Below are 25,818 nucleotides of genomic sequence, written 5' to 3'. Positions count from 1 at the left end.
ACGGCAGCGAGCGCCAGGTCGCGCTTCGAAGGGAAGTGGTGATAGAGGCTCCCGTGTCCCACACCGCTTCGCTCGATGACTTGCCGCGGGGTGGTCGCCGCCACCCCGTTGGCGGCATACAGCTGTTGCGCCGCGCGTAGCAGGGATTCCCTCGCATCTGTGCTCATAGAAGGATCATGCCATACCTAGAGGTAGGTATGGGGAGCTCGTGCACTGCCGCGGTCGCGCCATTTGCGTAACACTTTGGCGAGTGTTATGTTACTTATGTGCAGGTGGCCGGCACCCCGCCCCGGCCACCTGCGCGCATCTGTTCAGGCCTCCTACGGCCGCCCCGTTCGCAGGAGGCTGACGATGGACGTTCCCGAGTGGCAGCAGGGCTACCCGTATTCGGAAAAGCTCTCCCGCGCGGAATACGAGACCGAGAAGCGCCTCCTCCAGATCGAGCTGCTCAAGCTGCAGGCGCATGTGAAGCACAGCGCGGAGCGGGTGTTGGTCCTGTTCGAGGGGCGCGACGCAGCCGGCAAGGGCGGGGCCATCAAGCGCTTCATGGAGCATCTCAACCCTCGCGGGGCCCGGGTCGTCGCTCTCGACAAGCCGACCGACGCCGAGCGCACGCAGTGGTACTTCCAGCGGTACGTGGCCCATCTGCCGTCCGGCGGTGAGATGGTCCTCATGGACCGTTCCTGGTACAACCGCGCCGGGGTCGAGCGCGTCATGGGGTACTGCACCGATGAGGAGTACCAGGAGTTCCTCCGAACCGCTCCGGAATTCGAGCGGATGCTGGTGGGCTCGGGCATCCGGCTGATCAAGCTCTGGTTCTCGGTGGGTGAGGCGGAGCAGCGCCGCCGGTTCGACCGCCGTCGCGAGGATCCGGTGAAGCAGTGGAAGCTGAGCCCCACCGATATCGCGAGCATGGACAGGTGGGCCGACTACACCACGGCGAAGGAAGCGATGTTCTTCCACACGGACACCCCGGTCACGCCGTGGATCGTGGTGCGCTCGAACGACAAGAAGCGCGCACGGCTCGAGGCCATCCGCTACGTGCTGTCGCGCTTCGAATACGACGGAAAGGACGCGCGGGTCGCACACGCGCCGGACAGCCGTCTCGTCGGGCGTCCGTCGCAGATCTACGACCAGGGCGAGTCCGCCGCGTAACGACGGTGACGGAGCGGCGTCACGCGGGAATGCCGAGTATCGCGATCGCGGTTGTGATGAGCATGACCCGTATCGGCAGCAGTGACCTCGACGTCTTCCCCCTCGCCCTCGGTGGCAACGTGTTCGGCTGGACCGCCGATCGCGACGCATCCTTCGCCGTCCTCGACGCCTATGTCGACGGTGGCGGCGACTTCATCGACACAGCGGACTCGTACAGTGCGTGGGTACCGGGGAATCGGGGCGGGGAGAGTGAGGAGATCATCGGGGAGTGGCTGGCTTCGCGCCGTCCGCGCGGTGTCGTCGTCGCGACCAAGGTGAGCCAGCATCCGGACTTCTCCGGGCTCTCCGCGACCACGGTGCGCGCCGCAGCGGAGGCGTCACTGACGCGGCTGGGCGTCGACGAGCTGGACCTGTACTACGCGCACTTCGACGACGAGACCGTTCCGCTGGAGGAGACGGTCGCCGCGTTCGGCCAGCTGGTCAGCGACGGCCTCGTGCGACACGTGGGGGTGTCGAACTACTCGGCCGAGCGCATTCGCGAGTGGGTCGACATCGCCGGGCGGCTCGGGGTCGCGCAGCCGATCGCGATCCAGCCGCACTACAACCTCGTGCACCGCAACGTCGTGGAAGACACCATCATCCCGGTCGCCGAGGAGTTCGGACTCGGGCTGGTGCCATACTACGCCCTGGCGAGTGGGTTCCTCACCGGGAAGTATCGCTCGACCGACGCCAGCGGCGAGGCGTCGCCGAGGGCCGCGGGTGCCGCGCGCTACGCCACCGACCAGGGCCTGCGCGTCCTCGACACGCTCGGTGAGGTCGCGCACGCCCGCGGAACCTCGATCGCCGCGGTGTCGCTCGCCTGGCTCCGGGCCCAGCCGACCGTGGTCGCCCCGATTGCGAGCGCCCGCTCCGTGGATCAGGTGCCCGACCTGCTGGAGGGCGCACGGCTCGAGCTGTCGTCCGACGAGGTGCACCGTCTGAACGATGTCTCGGCGTGGACGCCGACCTCCACCGCCTGAGTCGTCAGTCGCCGACGAGTCCGAGCCGATGCGCGAGGATGACCGCGTGGATGCGATCGCGGGCGTCGAGCTTGGCCAGCACCCGGCCCACGTGCGTCTTGACGGTGGACTCGCCCACATAGAGAGCGCGCGCGATCTCGGCATTGGTCAGGCCCTGACCGATCGCCAGGAACACCTCCTGCTCCCGGTCGGTCAGCGAGGCGTAGCGGGACGCATCCGCGCGGTCGGGCTCCGCCGGTGTCCCGGATCCGAGCCGCGGCCCCACGTGCTCGAGCAGCAGGCGGGTGATGCGGGGGGAGAGCGCGGCGTCCCCACGGTGCACGGCCCGCACCGCTGCGAGCATCTCGTGGCGCTGCGCGTCCTTGAGGAGGAACCCGCTCGCTCCCGCGCGGATCGCCCCGAACGCGTACTCGTCCAGGTCGAAGGTCGTGAGCACGAGCACGCGGGTCTCCGGGTGGTCGCGCACGATGGCCGACGTGGCGGCGATGCCGTCGAGTTCGGGCATCCGGATGTCCATGAGCACGAGGTCGGGCGCAAGGGCCGCGCTCTGGGCGATCGCCGCGCGGCCATCCTTCGCCTCCCCGACGACCACGATGTCGGGTTCGGACTCGAGCACCATCCGGAAGCCGAGGCGGATCAGCTCCTGGTCGTCGACGAGGAGCACGCGGATCGGCGATGTCATGAGGGGTCCTCCGGGGTGGGTGTCGTCGCGGGGACGACCGGGCTGAGGGGCAGTCGGGCGTGCAGGCGCCATCGGCCGGGACCGTCCGGTCCGGAGTGCAGCCGGCCGTGGACATGCGCCGCGCGTTCGGTGAGTCCGCGGAGGCCGAAGCCGCCCGCGCCGACGTCGGTGCCGGAGACGCCGTCGTTGACCACCTCGACGCGGACCTCGTCGTCGGAATAGCCGATCGAGACACCGATCATCGAGACGGCAGGAGCGTGGCGCATGGCGTTCGTCACCCCCTCCTGCACGATCCGGCCCAGTGCGTGGGCGACGGACGGCGGGACGTCGGCGGTGCCCGTCACCGTGAGCGTCACCGGGTACCCCGCGCGCTGGGCGGCTTCGACCGTCTCCCGCGGCTGGGCGGGCTCGACCGGCGCGAGGGGGAGCGGCGAGTCGTCGTCGCGCAGCACGCCCAGCATCGATCGCATCTCCGTCAGCGCGCTCCTGGCCGTCTCGGCAGCGGTCGAGGCTGCCGCGCGGGCCTGCGTGTGATCGGGGGTCGCGGCCGCACCCTCCGACAGGGCGACGATCACCGTCAGCGAGTGCGACACGATGTCGTGCATCTCGCGGGCGATCCGCGCGCGCTCCGCGGCCGCCGCCAGCTGGGCCTGTTGATCGCGTTCGACCAGGAGTTGCCGCGATCGGTCGATCACCGCGTCGATGTATCGCTGGCGATTGCCGACGTTCACGCCGATCAGAGTGCCGATGAGACCGAGGACCACGGTGCTCAGGACCGTGTTGAGGCCCGACTGGAGGGTGACGCCACCGGTCAGCAGCAGCGCGCCGGCGACCGCCGACACCGCAGCGACACCCCAGCCGAAGGCCGCCCGGGCCGCGCGCGACGACCCGTGGACGGCGAGGGAGAAGCCCGCGATCAGGAGCAGCGGGCTGCTGCCCGGAGAACCCGCGAGCAGAAAGAACACGTCGAGTGCATACGCCGCGACCGCCGGGAGCAGCGGGAGCCGCCGCCGCCACAGCAGCGTGGCACAGGCGGCGAGGACGGCCAGGGGCCAGACGATCGCACGGACGACGGCCCACGGCTCCGGCAGAGCGTCCAGACGCGCGGCCGGTGTCAGCGTGAGCAGGACGCAGAGCGCCGCGAGGAGGACGTCGGCGACCACGGGGTGCCGCGCCCAGAAACGTCGGAACACCCCGGGCGGACGCGGAAGCCGCAGCTCCTCGTCCTCACGGATCGAGTCGCTGCGGCTGCGCGTTCTCCTCACGGGCCGACTCTACGCGTCGCGCGTGCGCAGGACCGCCCATGCGGCCAGCAGCGCTCCGACCACCCAGCAAGCGAGCGTCAGAAAGGCGACGGGGGCCTCGAGCGCCGCTCCCTCACCCGGGAGGATCGCGCTTTGCGCGGCCGCCACCGGAAGATAGGTCGCGGCGTCCACCACCCACGCCCACGCCTCACCGGCCATCGAGAAGAAGTTCCCGACGATCGGCAGCACGAACAGCAGGCCGACCGTCGCGGCGATCGCGCCGGCGCCCGAGCGCAGGATGAACCCGAACGCGACGCCGATCAGTGCGAACACCGACATCGACAGGGATGCGACCAGGATCGGCAGGAACGACGCCGACGGGTCGGACCAGTCGATGCTCTGATCGCGGGCGCCGACGATCATCCCGACCGCGACGGCCGCGACCCCGAAGATCACGAGCGAGGACACGAACAGGAACAGTGCCAGCACGAGCGACTTCGCGAGCAGGACGGCCCCGCGCACCGGAACGGCCGTGAGGGTCGAGCGGATCATGCCGGTCGAGTACTCGCCGGTCACCGCGATCGCGCCGATGATGCCCGCCAACAGCATCGTGAACTGGATCGGCATGACCACGGCCTGGATGGGTTCGAACCCCGGAACGTCTACGGCCTGGGCGATCAGCATGGCGATGCCGATCGTGAGGACGGCGGCGATCGCGATGGACCACCACGTGGAGCGCAGCGTGGTGAGCTTGATGGTCTCGCTGCGGACGGCCCGGAAGAAGGTGAGCCGGCGACCGGTGTCGACGCGCGGTGTCGTGGCGACGGGGGCCTGCGTGGTCATGAGAGCTCCTTCGTGCGGTACTCGACGGCGTCGCCCGTGAGAGCGAGATAGGCGTCCTCGAGGGAACCGGTGGTCGGGGTGAGTTCGTGCAGGGGGATCCCCCGTTCAGCGGCCAGGTCGCCGATGCGTGCCGCGGGGAGCCCGACGATGTCGAGCAGATCCGGCGCGGAGCTGACGATCTCGACGTCCGGCGCCCCCACGGCCGCGGCGAGCTCCGCGGGACGCGGTGTGCGTACCCGGACGGTGTTCCTGGTCCACGACCGCACGAGGTCCGCGAGGGGAGCATCGGCGAGGACACGCCCGCGCCCCATCACGATTACGTGGTCGGCGGTCTGCGCCATCTCGCTCATCAGGTGGCTCGACAGCAGCACGGTCCGCCCCTCGGAGGCGGCGTGGCGCACGAACTGCCGCACCCAGCGCACGCCCTCGGGGTCGAGACCGTTGACCGGCTCGTCGAGGATCAGCGTGTGCGGGTCGCCCAACAGTGCGGAGGCGATGCCGAGCCGCTGGCCCATGCCCAGGGAGAACTTCCCGGCGCGTTTGCGGGCGACGGACCCGATGCCGGCGAGGTCGATCACCTCGTCGACCCGCGAGTCGGGGATGCCGTGGGTCGCGGCCATCGCCCGCAGGTGATTCCGGGCGGTGCGTCCGGTGTGCACGGCCTTCGCGTCGAGGAGCACCCCGACCTCGGTGAGCGGGGCGCGGAGCTTGCGGTACTCGCGCCCGCCGACGGCAGCGCGACCCGAGGTGGGCCGGTCGAGCCCGACGATCAGGCGCATCGTCGTCGACTTCCCTGCGCCGTTCGGGCCGAGGAACCCGGTGACCGTGCCCGGCTGGACGGTGAACGACACGTCATCGACGGCCGTCTTGTCTCCGAACCTCTTGGTGAGGCCTTCTGCTGTGATCATGTCGTCCACGCTACGGACGACCGCCGCCGCACGCGTCCGCCCGCGGTACCTTTCCGCGCGCTCCGGATCCTCCCCCGGATGGATGAGAGACCGCTTGCGCGGGGTGCTGTCCGGGGCCACCATGTTGCGCCGTGAGCACCGTGAGCACCGTGAGCACCGTGAGCACCGTGGGCCGTCGGGTTCCGGGGGTCGGATAGGGTCGACGGGTGACAGACGCCCGTCGACTCCCCGCGCCCCTGGCCCTCGGCGGAGCCGTCGCCATCGGCGTCATGACGGCCATCCAGGCGCGGATCAACGGGGTGCTGGGCGTACGGGTCGACAACGGCATCGTCGCGGGCTTCCTCTCCTTCTCGGTCGGGCTCGTGGCGCTCGCGGTCGTGATCGCGCTCCTGCCGTTCGCCCGTCGCGGTGCCGTACGGCTATGGCGGGGGATCCGCGGGCGCTCCGTCCCGTTCTGGATGATCCTCGGCGGCGCGTGCGGGGCCCTCACGGTCTCGACGCAGGGGCTCACAGCGGGCGTCCTCGGCGTCTCGCTGTTCACGGTCGGCGTGGTGGCGGGGCAGACGCTCCACGGCCTGGTGCTGGACCGGATCGGCTTCGGGCCCGCGGGCGTCGTCGCGGTGACCCCCGGTCGCCTGCTCGGTGGGGCGCTGGCGCTCGCCGCGGTCGCGATCTCCCTGTCGGGCGACGTCCTGGCGTCCGCTCCGCTGTGGATGCTGGTGCTGCCGTTCCTCGCGGGAGTGGGCATCGCCTGGCAGGCCGCGACCAACGGGCGTTTGGCGCAGCGCGTGCAGTCGCCCATCGCCGCCACGCTCATGAGCTTCATCGCCGGGACGGTCGTGCTCGCGGTCGCCGCGGCCCTGAGCGTCGCGCTGCGCGGAGCGCCGGACCCCCTCCCGGCCGAGCCGTGGCTCTACCTCGGCGGGTTCCTCGGTGCCGCCTACATCCTGCTCGGCGCGTTCATCGTGGCTCACACGGGTGTGCTGCTGATGGGGCTCGGCTCGGTGCTGGGCCAGCTGGTGACCTCGGTGGTGATCGACGTGCTGTGGCCTGCGGAGGCGGGACCGGCGCTGTGGCAGGTGATCGCGATGGTCGTCGTCGCGGTGGCGTCGGTCGTCGTGGCAGTGCCGCGGCGTCGTCGCCGGTGACTACGCGGGGTTCTCCTTCGCGGCCTTCTTCTTCGCCTTCTTGGCGGCCTTCTTCGCCTTCTTCTTCGCCTTCTTGGCGGACTTCTTCTCCGCGTTCGCCTCGGCCTTCTTCTCCGCGTTCGCCTCGGCCTTCTTCTCGTTCTCGGCGGGCTCGGCGGCGGCGACGGCCGGTTGGGTCGAGGGGAGACGCGTCAGCAGTCTGCGCGCGTCGACGGCCTTGCGTCGGCCCGGCGACTTCCCCGGCGGCTTGTCGCCGACGTACAGCCAGCCCAGCAGCTCCTCGTCGTCGGCGAGGCCGTGCATCGCCGCGACCGAGTGCGACCGCGTGTAATGTCCGGTGCGCCAGATCACACCCCACCCTGCTTCGTCCAGCAGGAGGCTGAGCACGTGGGCGACGCCGGAGGCGACGGCCTCCTGCTCCCACCGCGGCACCTTCTCGCTCGGCTGGTAGCTGGCCACCACCGCGATGAGCAGGGGGGCGCGCAGCGGCTTCGTCGAGGGGGAGTCGTCGCCCTGCGCCTGGGCGATCGCTGCTCCGAGGGCCTCTCGATCGGCGCCGCGCAGCTCGATCAACCGCCACGGTCGCAGCGAGGAGTGATCGGCGACGCGTCCGGCCGCGGCCACCAGGGTCAGCAGTTCTTCCCGCCCGGGCGCGGTGTCTCCGACCTTCGACCAGGACTGTCGTGCGCGGACGGCGTCGAGCGCGCTCACGACTCGTCTGGCGTGAAGTTCAGCGCGATCGAGTTCATGCAGTAGCGGTCGCCCGTGGGAGTGCCGAAGCCGTCGGGGAACACGTGCCCGAGGTGCGAGCCGCACGCGGCGCAGCGGACCTCGGTGCGCACCATGCCCAGGCTGTCGTCCTCCAGGAGCTCCACGGCGTCGGGCCGGATCGACTCGTAGAAGCTGGGCCACCCGCACCCGGAGTCGAACTTGGTGCCGCTCTTGAACAGCTCGGCGCCGCACGCTCCGCACGTGTACAGGCCGGCGCGCTCCTCGTCGAGCAGTTCTCCGGTCCAGGCGCGCTCGGTCGCGGCCTGGCGCAGCACCGCGTACTGCTCTTCGCCGAGCTCCTTGCGCCACTCGTCTTCGGTCTTGTCCACGCTGTACGACATTGCGTCCTCCTCGGGTCCTCTCCATTCTCCACGCTGCGGCGGTGTCTCGGCGCTGCGCGTCAGAATGGACGCATGACCGACCCGATCCGGGAGCGCTATGACCGCTTCGCGCACGACGAGGCCCCCGGGCGCAGCGCCCTGTACGGGGAGTGGGCGGCCGGCGTCAGCGATGACGAGCAGCTGCGCGATGTGCTGCGTCGCCTCCCGGAGACGCATCGCCAGCCACCGCTGGTGTTCGCGGTGTCCCGGCTGTTGGGCGCCCCGCTCGAGGGCTACGCGGCGTGGCGCGCCTTCGTCCTGGCGCACGCCGACGTGCTCGTGACCGAGTGCGCGACGCGGTCCCTACAGACGAACGAGCCGCTGCGGCTGGCGGCGCTGCTCCCGGTCCTCTCCGAGATCGAGGGGCCGATCGCGCTTCTCGAGCTCGGTGCATCGGCCGGTCTCTGCCTGTACCCCGACCGGTACTCGTATCGCTACGTGACGGCCGAGGGCTCCGAACGGCTCGCCGTCGACCCGCACGACGGTCCCTCCCCGGTCGTGCTGCAGAGTCGGGTGACGGGGACGATGCCGAGTGTTCGCCTGCCCGAGGTCGTGTGGCGGGGCGGCATCGATCTCGCACCGCTCGATGCCGCGGACGACGGAGACCGGCGGTGGCTGCGCGGGCTCGTGTGGCCGGGGGAGTCCGGGCGCGAGCGCCGCATCGAGGCCGCGCTCGACATCGTCGCAGCCGATCCACCGCTGCTGCTCGCCGGCGACGCGGCCGAGAGGCTCGAGGAGCTCCTGGCGCTGGTGCCCGTGGGTGCCACCCCCGTCGTCACGACGCCCGGGGTGCTCGTCCACATCCCCCGCCGTGCGCGCGAGGCTCTCGTCGCGCAGATCCAGGGGCTGCCGGCGCGATGGATCACGATCGACCCACCCGGACTGCTCGACGTGTGGCGGCCGTCCGTGGACGCGACGACATGGTCCGGCTTCGTGGTCGCGCTCGACGGCAGGGTGCGGGCGGCGGCCGACCCGCTCGGGCGATGGTGGGAGTGGCGCGCGGGCGATGACGTCACCGCGTCCTAACCTGGAGCCATGCTCGGAGACCTCACGGAACGCGACCGCGCGATCCTCGCCCTCGAAGCCGCCTGGCCGCGGCATGGCGGCATGAAGGAAGAGGTCATCCGCAGCACCCTCGGCATGAGCGCGGCGCGCTACTACCAGCTGCTCGGACGACTCATCGACTCCGAGGCGGCCCTGGCGTTCGACCCGGTCCTGGTGCGGCGGCTGCGACGGCTCCGCGACACCCGGGGCACCCGACGGGCGGCGCGCATGCCCGGCTTCGTCGGCTGACGGACCCGCTTCGCTCCGCTCGCTGGCCTCCGTCGCGGATTGCCAGCGTCGTGCCGCTAGCATCGAGGGGTGTCCAAGCCCTCCCGTGACCGATTCGATGACGTTCCCCGCGCCTCCGGACGCGTCGGGGCCCACCGCGCGGAGGCTCCGGGCATGAACGGCTGGGTGGTCCTGCTGTGGTCCTTCGTGGCTGCGCTCGTCCTGATCATCGCCGGGATCTTCGGTTCGCTGGTCGTCATGGGGCGCATCGAGCTGTTCCCCGAGGCAGGCCCCAGCGCGGTGCCGACACCGGAGGAGACGGGTGTGATCGACCCGAGCTACTCGGTCATGATCCTCAACGCGACCCCTGATTCCGGCCTCGACGACCAGATGCGTGACACTCTCATCAATGCCGGCTGGCCGGCGGGAATCGTGTTCGCCACGGACAGCGCGAGCGACGACTTCGCCACGACGACCATCTATTACGTCGACGACGCGGACGAGCAGGCGGCCGTGGGTCTCGCCGGGGTGATCGGCGGCGCTGCGGTGAAGCAGGACGACTTCTACGCCGATCTGAACGAGACGGGCGGCAAGCAGCTCACCGTCGTGATCGGCCTCGATCGCTCAGCGTCGGCGCCGGAGCAGTCCGAGGAGACTCCCGCTCCCTGACGCCCCTCCACAGGCGGGCGACGCGGCTTGCACTCGATGGTGTCGAGTGCCAGAATGGCGTTAGCACTCTCTCACTCTGAGTGCTAAACCCACCGTCTACGTCCAGGAGGGACGACAAAACTCATGGCAAAGATCATCGCCTTCGATGAGGAGGCCCGCCGCGGCCTCGAGCGTGGCCTCAACATCCTCGCCGACGCGGTCAAGGTGACCCTCGGCCCGCGTGGTCGCAACGTCGTGCTCGAGAAGAAGTGGGGCGCCCCCACGATCACGAACGACGGTGTCTCCATCGCCAAGGAGATCGAGCTGGACGACCCGTACGAGAAGATCGGCGCGGAGCTCGTCAAGGAGGTCGCCAAGAAGACCGACGACGTCGCCGGTGACGGCACGACGACCGCCACGGTGCTCGCCCAGGCCCTGGTCCGCGAGGGTCTGCGCAACGTCGCGGCCGGCGCCGACCCCATCTCCCTCAAGCGCGGCATCGAGAAGGCCGTCGCCGCCATCACCGAGGAGCTGCTGAGCAGCGCGAAGGAGATCGACTCCAAGGAGCAGATCGCCGCGACCGCGTCCATCTCGGCGGCAGACCCGGCCATCGGTGAGCTGATCGCCGAGGCGATCGACAAGGTCGGCAAGGAGGGTGTGGTCACCGTCGAGGAGTCGCAGACCTTCGGCACCGAGCTCGAGCTCACCGAGGGCATGCGCTTCGACAAGGGCTACCTGAACCCGTACTTCGTCACGGACCCGGAGCGCCAGGAGGCCGTGTTCGAGGACCCGTACATCCTCATCGCCAACCAGAAGGTCTCGAACATCAAGGACCTCCTGCCCATCGTCGACAAGGTGATCCAGGACGGCAAGGAGCTCGTCATCATCGCCGAGGACGTCGAGGGCGAGGCTCTGGCGACGCTCGTGCTGAACAAGCTCAAGGGCATCTTCAAGTCGGTCGCCGTCAAGGCTCCCGGCTTCGGCGACCGTCGCAAGGCGCAGCTGCAGGACATCGCGATCCTCACCGGCGGCCAGGTCATCACCGAAGAGGTGGGCCTGAAGCTCGAGAACGCGACGCTCGACCTGCTGGGTCGTGCCCGCAAGGTCATCGTCACCAAGGACGAGACCACGATCGTCGAGGGTGCCGGCGAGGCCGACCAGATCGAGGGTCGCGTCACGCAGATCCGTCGCGAGATCGAGAACACCGACAGCGACTACGACCGCGAGAAGCTGCAGGAGCGCCTGGCGAAGCTCGCCGGTGGCGTGGCCGTCATCAAGGCGGGCGCTGCAACCGAGGTCGAGCTCAAGGAGCGCAAGCACCGCATCGAGGACGCCGTGCGCAACGCGAAGGCGGCCGTCGAGGAGGGCATCGTCCCCGGTGGTGGCGTCGCGCTCATCCAGTCCGGCACCAAGGCGCTCGACGCCCTGTCCCTCGAGGGTGACGAGGCGACCGGTGCGAACATCGTCCGCGTGGCGATCGAGGCTCCGCTCAAGCAGATCGCCCTCAACGCCGGTCTCGAGCCGGGTGTCGTCGCCAACAAGGTCTCCGAGCTCCCCGCGGGCCAGGGCCTCAACGCCGCCAGCGGCGAGTACGGCGACATGTTCGCACAGGGCATCATCGACCCGGCGAAGGTCACGCGCTCCGCGCTGCAGAACGCCGCGTCGATCGCCGGCCTGTTCCTGACGACGGAGGCCGTCGTCGCCGACAAGCCGGAGAAGGCTGCCGCTCCCGTGGGTGACCCCTCGGGTGGCATGGACTTCTGATCCCGCTGCATCCACAGAAAGCCCCCGGCTCCGGCCGGGGGCTTTCTGGTGTTCGCGGGAAGTGAAGCCGACGCTCAGCGGAACATGCTCGCCGAGTACTGGTCGGCGTCGGCGTACTGCGTCGCGACGGAGCCGAGCGATGTGCCGATACCGTCGAGCACCTGCTCGACGTGGAGCTGCGCGCCCTGCCACTGCTCGGCACACCCCTGGAACGCATTGGACGCGGTTCCCACCCACGACGACTGCAACTGCCTGAGCTGCGCCATGAGCGTCGATGACTCGGCACGGAGACGCTCGATGGTCGCGCGGGTGGAGGCGTGCGCGGCGTGCATGGCATCGGTGTCGACGGTGAATACGGTCATGAGGAACTCCTTCATCTCGGAGCTTCCGACGGTAGGTGAGGCCACGTCGATGGAGCGGACGGGAGGCGGGTCACCGCTGCGTCCTGGGGACACCTCGTCCGCTCACGACTCCGTGCAGAGCCAGCGCCACGCGTCGCAGTCAGGGCAGGTCGAGCGGATCGAGCGGTTGCGTGTCTTCGAGCAGGTGGGCCGGCGTAGCCTGGGCCGGTGCCAGGGGCAGCGTGACCGTGAAGGTCGCTCCGCCCCCCGGGCTCTCGGAGACCGCGATGTCGCCGTTGAGCGCCTTCAGGATGGAGGCCACGATCGCCAGGCCCAGCCCGGATCCGCCGGTCTCCCTCGCCCGCGAAGTGTCCGCTCTCCAGAACCGCTCGAAGATCTGCTCCCGGATCTGCGGCGGCACGCCTTCGCCGTGATCGACGATGGCGATACTCGCCGTTCCCGCCAGGCGATCCGAGTCCACGACGATCTCGATGGGGCTGTCGGCGGGGGAGAAGCGCCGCGCGTTGCCCAAGAGGTTGGTCACGACCTGGCGCACCTTGTTCTCCTCGCCGAGCACGATTGGCGGTGTCCGCACGGGAATGTCCTGCACCTCGCTGAAGTCGATGGCCGGCGGTTCCTCGTTCTGCTTGGCGCGGCGGCGCAGCCGGGACAGCGGTGCGAGCGGCCGCACGCGCGGGGCGGTGCGCTCGGGCTCGATCGGGACGATCGGCGTGCGCACCGGTGCCGTGGGGACGTTCTCCAGCGTCCGGTCGATCACCGAGACCACCCGGCCGGGTGCTGCCGCCCGTACGTCGAGCGCCGCGTCGCGCGCGATCGGCCGGAGGTCGAGCGGCTCGATCGTGGGCTCGCGCTCCTCATCGAGCCGAGCCAGCGCCAGCAGGTCTTCCACCAGCACCCCCATCCGGATCGCTTCCTTCTCGATGCGCTCCATGGCCCTGGCGGTGTCCTCTTCGCCCGTGATCGCGCCCATGCGGTAGAGCTCGGCGTAGCCGCGGACACTCACGAGCGGGGTGCGCAGCTCGTGGCTCGCGTCGCCGATGAAGCGTCGCATGTGCTGCACGGTCCGGTCGCGCTGCGCGAGGGAGCGATCGACGCGGTCGAGCATCGTGTTGATCGCGGCATTGAGGCGGCCCACCTCGGTGGTCGGTTCCAGGTCGGTGAGGCGCTGTCGGAAGTCGCCCGCCGCGATCGACATGGCGGTCTGCTCGACCTGCCCCAGCCGCCGGAACGTCAGCGTCACCAGGCCGCGCGTGAGCAATGCGGCGACGAAGATCGTGATCAGCGCGATCGTGATGTAGATGCCGAAGTACTGGCTGATGATGCGATCGGCCTCGGCCAACGGCAGGGCGACCATCTGGATGCTGAGCGGCGTGCCCTCCTGCTGCACCAGGGCGACGGCCCCGTGGTAGACGCTGCCGTTGTCCCCCTCGAGCGCGAGCACCTTGTCCTCGTTCGCCTGTGCCTCCGAGAGCGAGTACTCCGCGGGGAAGAAGGGGGCACGACCCGACGCGCTGGGGGCCGTGGCGCGCAGCGCGCCCTCCGCGTCGTACACCGCAAAAGAGAAGTCGCGGGGCTTCTCGTCGCGGGGCGTGTAGGTCGTGACGCCGTCGATCGTCGTGGTGTCGAAGTAGCGCTCGATCAGATCGCTCGTGACGAGGGCAGGAAGTTGCGCGTTGATGTTCTCCACGAGCGCGTTGCGGAGCAGCGGAACCGTGCCGATCCCGGCCACCAGCAGACCGAGCGCGAGCACGGCGACCGTGACGCCGGTGACCTTGGCGCGGAGGCTGATCCGCCGCCACCACGTGGTCACCGCATCCGGCTCGTGCGCCATGCGGCCCTCCCTGCTGTGGCGATCCCGCCGTCGAGGGCGGATCCGTGCGTGGTCGTCAGACCGTCTTGCCGACCTTGAGCATGTAGCCGAAGCCGCGCTTCGTCTGGATCAGCGACTCCTCCGTGTGCGGGTCGATCTTCCGACGCAGGTAGGAGATGTAGCTCTCGACGATGCCGGCATCGCCGTTGAAGTCGTACTCCCAGACGTGGTCGAGGATCTGAGCCTTCGACAGCACCCGGTTGGGGTTGAGCATCAGGTAGCGCAGGAGCTTGAACTCGGTGGGGCTCAGCTCGATCGGCTCCTTGCCGACGTAGACGTCGTGGGTGTCCTGATCCATCGACAGCTCGCCGGCGCGGATGATCGACTCCTCGTCGGCCTGCATGGTGCGACGGAGGATGGCCTGGGCGCGGGCGACGATCTCGTCGAGGCTGAACGGCTTGGTGACATAGTCGTCGCCGCCGGCGTTGAGGCCTTCGATCTTGTCGTCCGTGCCGTCCTTGGCGGTGAGGAACAGGATGGGAGCGGTGAAGCCGGCGCCGCGGAGGCGCTTGGTCACGCTGAAGCCGTTCATGTCCGGCAGCATGACGTCCAGGATGATGAGGTCCGGCTCCTCCTCGAGGACGGCCGAGATCGTGGCGGCGCCGTTGGCGACCGTCTTCACCTGGAACCCGGCGAAGCTGAGACCCGTGGAGAGCAGGTCGCGGATGTTGGGCTCGTCGTCGACGACCAGGATGCGCGCAGCAGTCATGTCCCCATTATGGTGACTTCGGCCATGCGGTTGCTGATTACCTTCGGAGCGCCGGAAGCCGGATCGCCGAGGCTAGGCGGCCGCGGCGATCGCGTCCGCGTCCATGATCGTGTAGCTGTAGCCCTGCTCGGCGAGGAACCGCTGGCGGTTCTGCGCATAGTCCTGGTCGATCGTGTCCCGAGCGACGAGCGTGTAGAAGCTCGCCGTGTGTCCGGACTGCTTGGGACGCAGGAGCCGTCCGAGCCGCTGGGCCTCCTCCTGCCGTGAGCCGAACGAGCCGGACACCTGGATGGCGACAGAGGCCTCGGGCAGGTCGATGGAGAAGTTCGCCACCTTCGACACCACGAGCAGCGAGATGTCGCCCTCCCGGAAAGCCCGATACAGTTCCTCGCGCTCCTCGACCGGCGTCGATCCGGTGATCTGCGGTGCGTTCAGCGCATCGGACAGCGAGTCGAGCTGATCGAGGTACTGGCCGATCACGAGGATCTGCTCTCCCTCGTGCTTCGCGATCAGCTCGCGGACGGCGTCGATCTTGGCGGGCGCCGACGCGGCGAGGCGGTAGCGTTCGTCATCGGTCGCCGCGGCGTACTCCAGCCGGTCGCTCGGCGGAAGATCCACGCGCACCTCGTAGCAGACGGCCGGGGAGATGAACCCTTGCGCCTCGATCTGCTTCCAGGGAGCGTCGAAGCGTTTCGGTCCGATCAGGCTGAAGACGTCGCCCTCGCGGCCGTCCTCACGGACGAGCGTCGCGGTCAGGCCGATGCGGCGACGGGCCTGGAGGTCGGCGGTCAGCTTGAACACCGGCGCGGGCAGGAGGTGGACCTCGTCGTACACGATGAGGCCCCAGTCCAAGGCGTCGAGCAGCGCCAGGTGCGCGTACTCGCCCTTCCGCTTGGCGGTGAGGATCTGGTAGGTCGCGATGGTGACCGGCTTGACCTCCTTCGACTGCCCCGAGTACTCGCCGATCTCCTCCGGTGTGAGGCTGGTGCGCTTGAGCAGCTCGTCGCGCCACTGTCGCGCCGAGACCGTGTTGGTCACGAGGATCAGCGTCGTGGTCTTCGTCGCGGCCATAGCTCCGGCCCCGACGATCGTCTTGCCCGCGCCGCAGGGGAGGACCACGACGCCGGAGCCGTCCTTCGCGAAGGCGTCGACCGCGTCCTGCTGGTACGGGCGGATGTGCCAGCCGTCCTCGGCGAGCTCGATCTCGTGCGGAGTGCCGGGCGTGTAGCCCGCGAGGTCCTCCGCGGGCCAGCCGATCTTCAGCAGCTCCTGCTTGATCTGTCCGCGGGCCCACGCGTCGACCACGAAGGTCTCGGGAGTCGGGTGGCCGATCAGCAGCGGCTGGATGCGCTTGTTGTTCGCGACCTGCGCCAGCACGGCGGGATCGGTCGACCGCAGGATCAGCACGCCCTCGTCGTCGCGCTCGATGACGAGCCGTCCGTAGCGGTTGACGGTCTCGCGCAGGTCGACGGCGACCGACGGGGGCACCGGGAAACGCGACCAGCGGTCGAGCGTCTCCAGCATGTCTTCTGCCGTGTGCCCGGCGGCTCGCGCGTTCCACAGTCCCAGGCGGGTGATGCGGTACGTGTGGATGTGCTCCGGCGCGCGTTCCAGCTCGGCGAAGATCGCGAGCTCGTGTCGGGCGCTCTCGGCATCGGCGTGGGCGACCTCGAGCAGCACGGTGCGGTCGCTCTGGACGATCAGGGGGCCATCAGACATAGCTGACCAGTCTACCGGCCGTCCGGAGGGCAGGGCCTCACGGGGCCACGACGGTCGCCGCGCGGATGCTCGACACCGGGAGCGTGCGCTCGACGTCGGCGGCCCTGTCGCGGCCGCGCAGCCGTCCGCCACCGATACCCGTGGCCTCCAGGAGCAGGTCCCGCGTGGATCCGTCGGGCATGCCGACCGTCACACGCAGGACGGCCTTGGCTCGCACCGCGGCTTCGAGCTCCCGGTCGAGCCAGGCGGCATCGGCGTCCGGACCCTGGCGATCGCGCAACCGGGCGATCAGCGGGTCGTAGTCGTCAGCGGGGTCGTGTCCGTCGGCCGGGGGAGCGGCGGGGTGGCGGTCGCGCACGACGATCGCTCCGTCCTCGTCGACGAGGCTCGCCGGGTAGCGGGCGTCCGTCAGCGCCCAGTACACGGTGTCCTGTGCCACTCGCGTGGTGAGCGAGCCCACGTGGGCTGTGAGCGCGAGCGGTCGGAGCGCCTGATCGACCGCGAGGGCTTCCAACACGTGCGGGTCGCTGCTCTCGATCCGGGTGCGCCCCGTCTCGCCGTCGACCGACACCCGGATGAGGCCGTGCCGCTGGGCGGTCTGCGCCACCAGGTAGCCCAGCGGCTGGGGTATTCCGGTGAGGGAGATCGCGCCGAGGAAGTCGAGGATGGAGTGTTCGCTCTCCCCGGTGGCGAAGGCGTGGGCCACCGACTCGGCGGTGAACCGGTAGGAGGAGGCCTGTGCAGCGGACTCCCGGACGGCGATCGTGCGCAGTCGCACGTCGAGGGCGGGCTGCAGCGGACCGGGAGCGATGGCCGTGAGGTCGTTCTGGAGGAAGATGCGGTCGACCTCCGCCGGGAGCTGTGCGACGAGGGTGCGGGCGTCGGCGGGCTCTCCGCGTCGGAGCGGCGCGGCCCAGGGGGGCTCGGTGCCGTCGTCGGCGATCAGACCGATCAGCCGGGCCGATTCCGTGAGCTCAGCGGCGTGTTCCGTCCAGGCGGCGTCCCAGGGGTGCGCGAGCGGCCACTGCGACACCGGGATCCACCCGGCAGTCGCCGGGCGAAGACCGCGCGGCAGGGAGTCGCGGAAGGCGGTCGCGAGGAGCGTCCAGCGGGCGGCGACGGAAGAGCGCAGCCACTCCTCGGCGAGCGCGGTCGTGCGCAGCCGACGGTCGACCGGGGCCGCCAGCCGGGCACGGACGGCGAGTCCGGAGAGCAGGTCGATGGCCTCGGTGGGCAGCCCGGCCTCGGCGAGCTGTCGCTTCTCGCCGGCGCTCACCGCTCCGCCGAGCAGGAGGGCGAAGGGCCGCTCCCTGGCGACGAGGAGGAGGTCGGCGAGGCGCGCGACCGTGGTGAAGGCGCGCTCGGCGGCGTGAGCGGACGTGGCCTCGGAGGACGGCGCGGGGGGAGTGGCGTCGATCGGCGTCGGCCGCGCGCGGCCTTCGACAAGCAGGTCCACGGGCGGCTGCGGTGTCCCGTCGGCGCGCAGGAGGGCGAGGGCGACCAGTCGCTCGCGGCCCTCGCCCGGCCGCTCACCGGCGACGGCATCCACGAGGGACGCGGCCTCCGCGGCGGTGAGTGCCGGGAGGACTCGGCTCAGGGAGGACGGTTCCAGCAGGGCCTCGGCCGCATCGAAGAAGTCCTGCCACGTCGCGTCGGGGCGTACGCCGCGGGCGGCGAACAGCTCCCGGAGCTCGGCATCGCTCGCTGCGGCCAGGCGGTCGGCCAGTGGTCGTGCGTGCGTGCTCATCGGCGGGGGCTCAGCGACGCGATTGCGCGCGACCCTTCCGGACGAAGCTCATGATCAGCAGGGTGATGATCAGCACGAACGCGAGTGGCAGCCCCCAGTAGGGGATCGCGGCGACGACCGGCCACGCGCCTTCACCGAACGCGGCGCGGTCCATGCCCGTGGCGGTGCCGATGATGATCGCGAAGAAGCACACCACGGAGGCGGCGGCGATCCCGAGTGCGGTGAACGCCAGGATGCGATCGATCCGGCGGATGGGGACCTCCGGTCCGGGGCTCTGCGTGCTCATCCGCTCCAGACTACTCGCCCCGGCGCGGTCGGTTCCGTTCGCCCCGCGACCGGTAGGCTGGACGCACGCGCACGAGCGCGCTCTGTTCTGCTTTTCGATACCAGCGAGGTTCACCCATGCCCACCGGCAAGGTCAGGTTCTACGACGAAGACAAGGGTTTCGGCTTCATCGCCAGCGATGACGGCCAGGACGTCTTCCTGCACGCCTCCGCGATGCCGGCCGGCACCGCGATCAAGGCGGGTGCGCGCGTGGAGTTCGGCGTCGCCGATGGCAAGCGCGGCCTGCAGGCGCTGTCCGTGCGGGTGCTCGAGGCCCCGCCCAGCCTGGCGAAGGCCAAGCGCAAGCCCGCCGACGACATGGCGATCATCATCGAAGACCTGGTGAAGCTGCTCGACGGCATCGGCGGCGATCTGCGTCGCGGGCGCTACCCGTCCTCCGGTCACGGCCGCAAGATCGCAGCCGTTCTGCGCAAGGTCGCTGATGACCTCGAAGCCTGAGGCTGACGCCCGCCTCGTCGAGGCCCACGATCTCGCGCTCGCAGCGCTGCGCGAGTTCACTCCCGCGTCCACCATCGGGCCGGCCGCCGGATACATCGCAGAGGAAGACGGATCGGTCTCGCTGCGCTTCGAGAACCGGCTGGCCGGATATCCGGGGTGGTACTGGACCGTGACGGTGGCCCGCGTCGACGACGAAGAGCCCACGGTGCTGGAGGCCGAGCTCCTGCCGGGCGACGGCGCACTCCTCGCGCCCGAATGGGTGCCCTGGGCCGAGCGCCTGGCGGAGTATCGCGCGCACCAGGCCGAGCTCGCCGACGCGGCTGCGGCGGCAACGGACGGCGATGACGGCGACCGGTCAGACGGAGCCGCGGACGTCGAACTCGACGATGTCCTGGACGACGAGCTCGACGAGGATGACGACGAGGCGTCCGACATCCTTCACGCCGGCGACCTCGACGGCGTCGACATCGACGAGCTCGACGACTCCGCATCCGACGACGAACTCGACGACTCCGCATCCGACGACGCGGAGGACGACGACGCGGATGTCGAAGACGACGCCGAAGACGACGACGCCGACGTCCGCGGTGCGGACGCCGGCGAGGTCGACGAGGAGGAGTGAGTCCCGGCGCTCAGCCGCCGAGGTTCTCCAGCACGTAGTCGATCGAGCGCGTGAGCTGACGGATGTCGTCGGGCTCGATGGAGACAAACGTCGCGACGCGCAGCTGATTGCGTCCGAGCTTGCGGTACGGCTCGGTGTCGACGATGCCGTTGGCGCGCAGCGTCTTCGCGATCGCTGCCGCGTCGATGCTGTCGTCGAAGTCGATCGTCGCGACGACCGGCGAGCGGTGTGCCGGGTCGGACACGAACGGCGTCGCCACGGTGGAGGCCTCGGCCCAGTCGTACAGCACGGAGGACGACTCCGCGGTGCGCGCCGCAGCCCAGGCGAGGCCGCCGTTGTCGAGGATCCACTGCAGCTGGCTGTCGAGCAGGTGCAGCGTGGTCAGCGCCGGGGTGTTGAGGGTCTGGTTGAGTCGGGAGTTGTCGACCGCCTGCTTGAGGCTGAGGAACTCGGGGATGTAGCGGCCCGAAGCGGCGATGCGCTCGATGCGGTCGACCGCGGCGGGCGAGACGGCCGCGAACCACAGTCCGCCGTCCGACCCGAGGTTCTTCTGCGGGGCGAAGTAGTACACATCGGCCTGTGCGACGTCGAAGTCGATGCCGCCCGCCGCGCTCGTCGCATCGATCACGGTCAGGGCCCCGTCGGCGTCGACGCGCGACACCGGAGCGCTCACGCCGGTCGAGGTCTCGTTGTGCGGCCACGCGTACACGTCGATCCCGTCGACGAATGCGGCCTGCGTGCGGGACCCCGGCTCCGCTCTGCGCACGTCGGGGGCCTCGAGCCACGGGGCCCCGGCGGCGGCGGCGAACTTGCCGCCGAACTCGCCGAACACGAGGTTCTGGCTACGGCGCTCGATGAGGCCGAACGCCGCGGCGTCCCAGAACGCGGTGGAGCCGCCGTTGCCGAGCAGGATCTCGTATCCGTCCGGGATGCGGAACAGCGCGGCGAGCCGCTCGCGCACGCTGCCGACGAGGTTCTTCACGGGCGCCTGACGATGCGAGGTGCCGAGGATCGACGAGCCGGAGGAGAGCAGCGCCTCCAGCTGTGCGGGCCGCACCTTCGAGGGGCCGCAGCCGAAGCGCCCGTCAGCGGGCAGGAGGTCATCGGGAATCTCGATCGCCATGGGTCGATTCTAGGGGGAGCGCACGGGGCAGCCCCGCCCGCGGTCGATCCGATGTCCCCGCGGGAATGTAGGCTTGCCTAAGAACTTCGGAGGGCCCGCACATGACCGATCTGATCGACACCACGGAGATGTATCTCCGCACCATCCTCGAACTCGAGGAGGAGAACATCGTGCCGCTGCGCGCGCGCATCTCCGAGCGGCTCGGCCACTCCGGACCGACCGTGTCGCAGACGGTCGGGCGGATGGAGCGCGACGGGCTCGTCGTGGTCTCCGAGGATCGTACGCTCGAGCTCACCGACGCCGGTCGCCGCAAGGCGGTCGACGTGATGCGCAAGCACCGTCTCGCCGAGCGACTGCTGTCGGATGTGATCGGACTCGACTGGGCGTTCGTGCACGAAGAGGCCTGCCGCTGGGAGCACGTGATGAGCGAGCAGGTGGAGCGCCGCCTCGTCGAGCTGCTCGGGCATCCCACGGAGTCGCCCTACGGCAATCCGATCCCCGGTCTGGATCAGCTCGGCGACCTCCCGGCCCGGACGTTCGATGAGGGCGTCGTCGGTCTGGTGCAGCGTCTGAACGCGGCGGGCGAGCCCGTCGAGGGCACGGTGCGTCGTCTGGCCGAGCCCGCGCAGGTCGACCCCGAGCTGCTGGAGCAGCTGCGCGATGCGGGCGTCGTACCGGGGGCGCGCGGTGACTTCCGGTTCAACGAGGGCTACGTCCTCATCCAGATGGACGGCAAGGACGAGGGGCTCGAGCTTCCCGTCGAGCTCGCGTCGCACATCTTCCTGGTGGGCGAACCGGCCTGATCGCGCCGCAGAATCGCGGTTCGTCGCGCACCGTCTCGGGGCGTGGGACGGCCTCACCGAGGATTGCCAGTTTCCCAGGGTGACATGATCGTTATCTTCCGGTAACCTCGGTCAGGTCCTCAGCGAAGAAGCCCGTTGGGGATGGACCGCGAAGATACGCCTTCAGGCTCATCGTCTTCTCGGCACGGATGACTCTCTTACCCGATTCCCCATCCGCGCCATCGAGGAGAGCGCCGATGAGCCAGCACACCCGAGGTGCGAAGGCCCAGGAGGACCACGTTTTGGCCGCAGACATCGAACCGACCGCGAAGACACCTGAAGATCGAGTTCCGGCTCGCCGCACCCCACCGAAGGTGACGGCGCGAAAGGTGGTCAAGCCTCTCCGGTCGGTGGCGATCTTCGGTGCCGTCGGTGCACTGGTCGCCGCCGTCGCGCTTCCCGCCTACGCCGCGTCCAAGCCGGCCGACGCCGCCACCACGACGGTGCAGCAGCTCGCCGCGGTCGACGCGCAGTCGCTGGTCGTCGCTTCCGAGGCGACCTCCGCTCCTGTCGTGCGCGGCACCTTCAGCGCGACGACTCCCGACGAGATCGCGAAGAAGAAGGCCGAGGAGGCCGCTGCCGCTCGCGCCGCGGCCGCCGCCACCGCTGCGGCTTCGTCGTCGGGCGGTCGCTTCAACACGGCCGGCTACGCGCTCACCGCGCCGGGCTCCGGCGAGGTGCGCTATCCGCTGCCGCTCGGCTCGTGGCACGTCAGCCGCACGATCGGCGGCGGTCACAACGGCATCGACATGCTCGCACCCGCGGGCACCCCGATCTACGCGGCTGCGGCCGGCGTCGTCCGGGCTTCGGCCGAGAACATCGGCGGCTACGGCGTGTGCGTCATGCTCGACAGCGTCATCGGCGGCCAGCGCGTGCAGACCACGTACGGCCACATGCTCTACGGCTCGCGTCAGGTGCAGGCCGGCCAGAGCGTCGCGGCCGGTCAGCTCATCGGCTACGTCGGCAGCACGGGACGTTCGACCGCGAACCACCTGCACTTCGAGGTGTGGATCAACGGCGGCCTGGTGGAGCCGGGCAACTGGCTCTCGATCAACGCCGGCTGACGGACACACCTCCGATCGTTCACCCGCTGTTGCGCCCTGCCCCCTGTGGGATGGGTTAGCCTGAACCCGTCGTCGAACAGGCGGGAGAGGCTGATGGAGCGAATACCGACCATCCGAACCATGGATGCCCTCGGTCGTCACGTCCTTCAGCATCGCCCGCAGGGATGCCGCGGTCCGGCCGCGCGCGAAAGGCGCTGTCTTTAGACAGCGCCTTTTTTCGTCCCTGCGTGCACTCCACCACCTGTGCGATGCCGTGTGAGTCGAGAGTGCCGGGAAGCCGTCCCGGCGGATCGAGAGGATGACGAATGCGCACACTGGTCCTGAACGCCGGGTACGAGCCGCTGGCGATCGTGTCGTTCAAGCGAGCACTGGTCCTGGTCATGAATGAGAAAGCGACCGTGATCGAGCGCGTCGAAGACGACCCCGTCTGGGGGACGCACGGTGTCTACGACCGGCCAGCCGTGATCATCCTGTCCCGCTACGTGCGGGTGCCGACCGGGCGACGTGTTCCGGTCACCCGGCGCGGGGTGCTCCGCCGCGACGACCACCGCTGCGGCTACTGCGGCAAGTCGGCATCGACCATCGACCACGTCCTGCCCCGGTCGCGCGGGGGAGCGGACTCGTGGGAGAACCTCGTCGCGTGCTGCCTGCGGTGCAACAACCTCAAGAGCAATCGCACGCCGCAGGAGATGCGGTGGCAGCTGCGGTTCACGCCGCGCCCACCCCACGGCACCGCCTGGACGGTGCGGGGGTCCGAGCGGAGCGACCCGCGGTGGGAGCCGTACCTCGCCCTCGCGGCCTGACCCTGAGCGGCCGAGGGCGCGCATCCCGGTCCCGTAGACTGGGTGCGCGCCCTCGTAGCTCAGCAGGATAGAGCAGCCCTCTCCTAAAGGGCAGGTCGCAGGTTCGAATCCTGTCGAGGGCACCCTTCCCGCGATCCCGTCGTCACGGCTTCCCGCGGCGCCACAGCGCGGACGGCCACCAGATGGCCTTCCCGATGTCGTACGTGAGAGCGGGCACGAGCAGCGAGCGCACGACGAACGTGTCGAGCAGAACGCCGAACGCGACGATGAACGCGAGCTGCACGAGGAACAGGATCGGGATCACCGAGAGGGCGGCGAACGTCGCGGCGAGCACGAGGCCGGCAGAGGTGATGACGCCCCCGGTGATCGAGAGCCCGCGCAGGATGCCCTCGCGTGTTCCGTGCTGCTTCGACTCCTCGCGCACGCGGGTCATCAGGAAGATGTTGTAGTCGATGCCCAGGGCCACGAGGAAGACGAAGCCGTAGAGCGGGACGGCCGGGTCGGCGCCGGGGAATGCGAAGATCCCGTTGAACACGAGCGCGGACACGCCGAGCGCGGTTCCGAACGACAGCACCGTGGTCAGGATCAGCAGCACCGGGGCGAGGATCGACCGGAGCAGCAGCATCAGGATCAGCATGATCACGAGCAGGATCACCGGGATGATGAGGTTGCGGTCGTGGATCGAGGCATCGTTCGTGTCGACCGATGTGGCCGTGACGCCGCCCACGATCGCACCGAGGTCGTCGAGCTCGACGCGCAGCTCCCGCACCGTCGCGGCAGCCTCTGCCGAGTCCGCTGCGTCGGTCAGGGTCCCCTGCAGCAGCACCTGACCGTCCACGACCGTGGGATCCGGCGCGGGGGTTCCCGGAGGGCCGACCGCCGTGATCCCGTCCTCGTCGATCGGCGCGGAGCCGCTCGGGGAGTCGGCGGCGGTCACCGTGACCCCGTCGATCCCGTCGTTGGACAGGAGCACGTCCGCCGCGTCTTGCATGCGCTCCTCGTCGACCACGACCGACACCGGGCTGCCCGACCCGCCGGGGAAGTGCTCGCCCAGCGCGACCTGCCCGTCGCGCGCCTCAGACGCTCCGAGCACGAGGTCGGACTGCGGCACTCCTACCGCGTCGAGCTGGGTGACTCCGGCGGCTCCGGCCAGGAGCACGAGCGTCGTCACGATCCAGATCACCCGGGGGCGCTTCTTCACCGCGCCGGCGAGGCGAGCCCACAGCCCGGTGGTGCGCATGCCGTGCTCCTCCGCGACGACCTCGGGCTCGAAACGGGGCCGGCGGGGCCAGAACACCGCGCGCCCGAAGAGCAGCAGCAACGACGGGAGCAGTGTGAGCGCCGACAGCATCGCGAATACGATGCCGATCGCGGCGACCGGCCCCAGCGTGCTGTTCGACTTCAGGTCGCTGAGCAGCAGGCACAGCAGTCCGGCGATCACGGTGCCGCCTGACGCGACGATCGGCTCGACCGAGCCCTTCCACGCGGCCCGCAGCGCGACGCCCTTGTCCTGCGCGACGCGCAGCTCTTCACGGAAGCGGGCGACGAGGAGCAGCGCATAGTCGGTCGCGGCGCCGATCACGAGGATGAACAGGATGCCCTGGGTCTGTCCGCTCAGCAGCAGGATCTCCCACTTCGCCAGCCACCACACCACCAGGAGCGCGACGCACAGCGCGAACAGACTCGTGGACAGCACGACGAGGGGCAGCAGGAACGACCGGTAGACCAGGACGAGGATCACGAGGACCGCCAGCAGCGCCACCCCGAGCAGGAGGCCGTCGATCCCCGAGAAGCCGGCGACCAGGTCGGCGCTGAAACCGGCCGGTCCGGTGATGTAGACCGTGACCCCGTCGGGGACCGCCGCGCGCAACTCCTCGCCGAGCGCCGTGGTGGTATCGGCGAGTTCCGCGTCGCCCTCGATCGGGATGAACGCCTGCACGGCCTTCCCGTCGTCGGAGGGGAGCGCGGGCGAGACGTCGTCCGCGACGCCCTCGACCGACGGAGCGTCGGCGACCGCATCGCTGATCGCGTCGAGCTCGGTCTGCGTCAGCTCCTGGTCCGAGGTGAACACCGCGATGGCCGGGATCGCGTCGCTGTCGTTGAACTCGCCCAGGAGCTGTTGCACGGTGGTCGCGTCGGCCGATTCGGGCAGGTACGTGGTCTGGTCGTTCGAGGAGACCTCGTCGACCTTGCCGAACAGGGGACCACCGAACGACGCCCCGGCCAGCCACACCAGGATCAGCAGGACCGGGAGAAAGACCCGCAGCCACGAGTGGCGACGGACGCGCTCTCGGGACGGCGGGGTCGGCGTTTCGGCGGGGCGGGACATCGGGTTCCTTT

The 25,818-nt window shown here is 70.0% G+C and carries 26 protein-coding genes, 1 tRNA gene and 1 pseudogene; 13 read left to right on the top strand and 15 right to left on the bottom strand.

Features of this window, described 5'->3' with window-relative positions; all coding sequences use genetic code 11:
• Nucleotides 1-14: 14 nt before the first annotated feature.
• Nucleotides 15-167, bottom strand: a pseudogene (locus tag DW309_RS20250) (TetR/AcrR family transcriptional regulator); the annotation flags it as partial.
• A 184-nt stretch (nt 168-351) separates the two neighbouring features.
• Between DW309_RS20250 and ppk2 the strand changes: the two are divergent.
• Nucleotides 352-1,155, top strand: a complete 804-nt coding sequence (gene ppk2 / locus DW309_RS18955; RefSeq protein ID WP_206252979.1) for a polyphosphate kinase 2 — start codon at nt 352-354, stop codon at nt 1,153-1,155.
• A gap of 62 nt (nt 1,156-1,217) precedes the next feature.
• Nucleotides 1,218-2,174, top strand: coding sequence for an aldo/keto reductase (locus DW309_RS18950; protein WP_136046296.1), 957 nt, complete (start codon nt 1,218-1,220; stop codon nt 2,172-2,174).
• Between the two features lie 4 nt (nt 2,175-2,178).
• Here DW309_RS18950 and DW309_RS18945 read toward each other — a convergent pair whose 3' ends face one another.
• From DW309_RS18945 to DW309_RS18930, 4 genes are read right to left on the bottom strand one after another with little or no spacing between them, the layout of a single operon-like run.
• Entirely contained in the window at nt 2,179-2,856 is a 678-nt protein-coding gene (locus DW309_RS18945; protein ID WP_136031517.1) for a response regulator, read from the bottom strand.
• Entirely contained in the window at nt 2,853-4,121 is a 1,269-nt protein-coding gene (locus DW309_RS18940; RefSeq protein WP_136046260.1) for a sensor histidine kinase, read from the bottom strand. The genes DW309_RS18945 and DW309_RS18940 overlap by 4 nt, the downstream gene beginning before the upstream one ends.
• A 9-nt stretch (nt 4,122-4,130) precedes the next feature.
• Nucleotides 4,131-4,943, bottom strand: a complete 813-nt coding sequence (locus DW309_RS18935; RefSeq protein WP_136046259.1) for an ABC transporter permease — start codon at nt 4,941-4,943, stop codon at nt 4,131-4,133.
• Nucleotides 4,940-5,851 (bottom strand): ABC transporter ATP-binding protein, encoded by a 912-nt coding sequence (locus DW309_RS18930; RefSeq protein ID WP_136046258.1) that lies wholly within the window; start codon nt 5,849-5,851, stop codon nt 4,940-4,942. Before DW309_RS18930 ends, DW309_RS18935 begins: the two co-directional genes overlap by 4 nt.
• Before the next feature lie 236 nt (nt 5,852-6,087).
• Between DW309_RS18930 and DW309_RS18925 the strand changes: the two genes are divergently transcribed.
• Entirely contained in the window at nt 6,088-6,999 is a 912-nt protein-coding gene (locus tag DW309_RS18925) for a DMT family transporter (RefSeq protein ID WP_136046295.1), read from the top strand.
• Here the strand turns inward: DW309_RS18925 and DW309_RS18920 are convergent, their stop codons facing one another.
• Nucleotides 7,000-7,710: a nitroreductase family protein gene (locus DW309_RS18920; protein ID WP_136046257.1), complete on the bottom strand. Its 711-nt coding sequence runs from the start codon at nt 7,708-7,710 to the stop codon at nt 7,000-7,002.
• The gene (gene msrB / locus DW309_RS18915) at nt 7,707-8,111 is read right to left on the bottom strand and encodes a peptide-methionine (R)-S-oxide reductase MsrB (protein WP_136031528.1); all 405 of its coding nucleotides are present in this window, start codon (nt 8,109-8,111) and stop codon (nt 7,707-7,709) included. The genes DW309_RS18920 and msrB overlap by 4 nt, the downstream gene beginning before the upstream one ends.
• 72 nt (nt 8,112-8,183) lie before the next feature.
• Here msrB and DW309_RS18910 point away from each other — a divergent pair, with 72 nt between their 5' ends.
• From DW309_RS18910 to groL, 4 genes are all read left to right on the top strand, one after another.
• On the top strand, nt 8,184-9,176 hold the full coding sequence (locus DW309_RS18910) for a DUF2332 domain-containing protein (protein WP_136046256.1): 993 nt from the start codon (nt 8,184-8,186) through the stop codon (nt 9,174-9,176).
• Nucleotides 9,177-9,185: 9 nt separating this feature from the next.
• On the top strand, nt 9,186-9,443 hold the full coding sequence (locus tag DW309_RS18905; RefSeq protein WP_136031532.1) for a DUF3263 domain-containing protein: 258 nt from the start codon (nt 9,186-9,188) through the stop codon (nt 9,441-9,443).
• Nucleotides 9,444-9,512: 69 nt separating this feature from the next.
• On the top strand, nt 9,513-10,091 hold the full coding sequence (locus tag DW309_RS18900; protein ID WP_206252986.1) for a LytR C-terminal domain-containing protein: 579 nt from the start codon (nt 9,513-9,515) through the stop codon (nt 10,089-10,091).
• Between the two features lie 123 nt (nt 10,092-10,214).
• A complete protein-coding gene (gene groL / locus DW309_RS18895) occupies nt 10,215-11,834 on the top strand; it encodes a chaperonin GroEL (RefSeq protein WP_136037073.1) in 1,620 nt (539 codons plus the stop codon).
• 74 nt (nt 11,835-11,908) lie between these two features.
• Here groL and DW309_RS18890 read toward each other — a convergent pair whose 3' ends face one another.
• The 6 genes from DW309_RS18890 to DW309_RS18865 all read right to left on the bottom strand — a co-directional run bounded on the left by DW309_RS18890 (nt 11,909) and on the right by DW309_RS18865 (nt 18,527).
• A complete protein-coding gene (locus tag DW309_RS18890; protein WP_136031536.1) occupies nt 11,909-12,196 on the bottom strand; it encodes a WXG100 family type VII secretion target in 288 nt (95 codons plus the stop codon).
• Between the two features lie 139 nt (nt 12,197-12,335).
• The gene (locus DW309_RS18885) at nt 12,336-14,027 is read right to left on the bottom strand and encodes a sensor histidine kinase (RefSeq protein ID WP_136046255.1); all 1,692 of its coding nucleotides are present in this window, start codon (nt 14,025-14,027) and stop codon (nt 12,336-12,338) included.
• A 55-nt stretch (nt 14,028-14,082) separates the two neighbouring features.
• Entirely contained in the window at nt 14,083-14,775 is a 693-nt protein-coding gene (locus DW309_RS18880) for a response regulator transcription factor (protein WP_136031539.1), read from the bottom strand.
• A gap of 72 nt (nt 14,776-14,847) precedes the next feature.
• On the bottom strand, nt 14,848-16,494 hold the full coding sequence (locus DW309_RS18875) for a DNA repair helicase XPB (protein WP_136046254.1): 1,647 nt from the start codon (nt 16,492-16,494) through the stop codon (nt 14,848-14,850).
• Between the two features lie 37 nt (nt 16,495-16,531).
• The gene (locus DW309_RS18870; RefSeq protein ID WP_136046253.1) at nt 16,532-18,241 is read right to left on the bottom strand and encodes a helicase-associated domain-containing protein; all 1,710 of its coding nucleotides are present in this window, start codon (nt 18,239-18,241) and stop codon (nt 16,532-16,534) included.
• Between the two features lie 10 nt (nt 18,242-18,251).
• On the bottom strand, nt 18,252-18,527 hold the full coding sequence (locus tag DW309_RS18865) for a multidrug ABC transporter ATPase (RefSeq protein ID WP_136031545.1): 276 nt from the start codon (nt 18,525-18,527) through the stop codon (nt 18,252-18,254).
• A gap of 116 nt (nt 18,528-18,643) precedes the next feature.
• Here DW309_RS18865 and DW309_RS18860 point away from each other — a divergent pair, with 116 nt between their 5' ends.
• Both DW309_RS18860 and DW309_RS18855 read left to right on the top strand, forming a co-directional pair.
• Nucleotides 18,644-19,024 carry a cold-shock protein gene (locus DW309_RS18860; RefSeq protein ID WP_136031547.1) on the top strand — a complete coding sequence of 127 codons (381 nt, stop codon included), beginning with the start codon at nt 18,644-18,646 and terminating at the stop codon, nt 19,022-19,024.
• Nucleotides 19,008-19,646: a DUF3027 domain-containing protein gene (locus DW309_RS18855; RefSeq protein ID WP_136046252.1), complete on the top strand. Its 639-nt coding sequence runs from the start codon at nt 19,008-19,010 to the stop codon at nt 19,644-19,646. Before DW309_RS18860 ends, DW309_RS18855 begins: the two co-directional genes overlap by 17 nt.
• A 10-nt stretch (nt 19,647-19,656) precedes the next feature.
• Here the strand turns inward: DW309_RS18855 and serC are convergent, their stop codons facing one another.
• Nucleotides 19,657-20,769 (bottom strand): phosphoserine transaminase, encoded by a 1,113-nt coding sequence (gene serC / locus DW309_RS18850; protein WP_136046251.1) that lies wholly within the window; start codon nt 20,767-20,769, stop codon nt 19,657-19,659.
• Nucleotides 20,770-20,870: 101 nt separating this feature from the next.
• Between serC and DW309_RS18845 the strand changes: the two genes are divergently transcribed.
• The 4 genes from DW309_RS18845 (at nt 20,871) to DW309_RS18830 (ending at nt 23,600) form a co-directional block, all read left to right on the top strand.
• Complete coding sequence (locus tag DW309_RS18845) at nt 20,871-21,572, top strand: iron-dependent transcriptional repressor DtxR (RefSeq protein WP_136031553.1); 702 nt, start codon at nt 20,871-20,873, stop codon at nt 21,570-21,572.
• A 368-nt stretch (nt 21,573-21,940) separates the two neighbouring features.
• The gene (locus DW309_RS18840; RefSeq protein WP_240744570.1) at nt 21,941-22,675 is read left to right on the top strand and encodes a M23 family metallopeptidase; all 735 of its coding nucleotides are present in this window, start codon (nt 21,941-21,943) and stop codon (nt 22,673-22,675) included.
• 305 nt (nt 22,676-22,980) lie between these two features.
• Nucleotides 22,981-23,478, top strand: a complete 498-nt coding sequence (locus tag DW309_RS18835; RefSeq protein WP_136031557.1) for an HNH endonuclease — start codon at nt 22,981-22,983, stop codon at nt 23,476-23,478.
• A 48-nt stretch (nt 23,479-23,526) separates the two neighbouring features.
• A tRNA-Arg gene (locus DW309_RS18830) sits at nt 23,527-23,600 on the top strand.
• A gap of 20 nt (nt 23,601-23,620) precedes the next feature.
• On the opposite strand, the gene DW309_RS18825 is transcribed toward DW309_RS18830, so the two are convergent.
• Nucleotides 23,621-25,807, bottom strand: a complete 2,187-nt coding sequence (locus DW309_RS18825; RefSeq protein ID WP_136046250.1) for an MMPL family transporter — start codon at nt 25,805-25,807, stop codon at nt 23,621-23,623.
• Nucleotides 25,808-25,818 lie beyond the last annotated feature (11 nt).

It is taken from the genome of Microbacterium sp. K41 (assembly GCF_004794395.1).
Taxonomy (GTDB): Bacteria; Actinomycetota; Actinomycetes; order Actinomycetales; family Microbacteriaceae; genus Microbacterium; species Microbacterium sufflavum.
This window is presented reverse-complemented; position numbering and strand designations above follow the sequence as displayed.